Raw genomic sequence first — 366 nt, 5'->3', positions numbered from 1 at the left:
CGAGGGAGAGCTTGCGTGAGCCTGCCGGCCGCGCTTCCTCGCGCCGCCGCGTTGATCTTCGATGTCGATGGCACCCTGGTGGACAGCGCGCCAGACCTGGCGCGCGCCACCAATGAGCTGCGTCAGCATCACACCCTGCCGGCGCTGGACTATGATGTGATTCGCGCCGAAGTCTCGCATGGTGGCAGCGCTCTTGTGACGCTGGCCCTGGGCCATGAGCTCGATCATCCCGAGCACGCCAGCGAGCGCACTCGCCTGCTGGAGTTCTATGCTCGCGATGTCGCGGCGCACAGTGTGCTGTTCCCGGGCTATGACGCCCTGATCGAGATCTGTCAGCGCGCAGGCCTGCCGTGGGGCATCGTGACC

Annotated in this window: 1 protein-coding gene; it reads left to right on the top strand. The window is 66.7% G+C overall.

From position 1 onward, the window contains the following. Positions 1 to 15: 15 nt before the first annotated feature. Positions 16 to 366: HAD family hydrolase (locus tag CWC14_RS18950; RefSeq protein ID WP_212746577.1), on the top strand; the 351-nt coding region annotated here is incomplete at its 3' end.

The sequence above is a fragment of the Pseudoalteromonas sp. S3260 genome (assembly GCF_005886925.1).
GTDB classification, from domain to species: domain Bacteria; phylum Pseudomonadota; class Gammaproteobacteria; order Enterobacterales; family Alteromonadaceae; genus Pseudoalteromonas; species Pseudoalteromonas tetraodonis.
The sequence above is the reverse complement of the archived record's forward strand: the minus strand, read 5'-3'. Positions and strand labels throughout refer to the sequence as shown.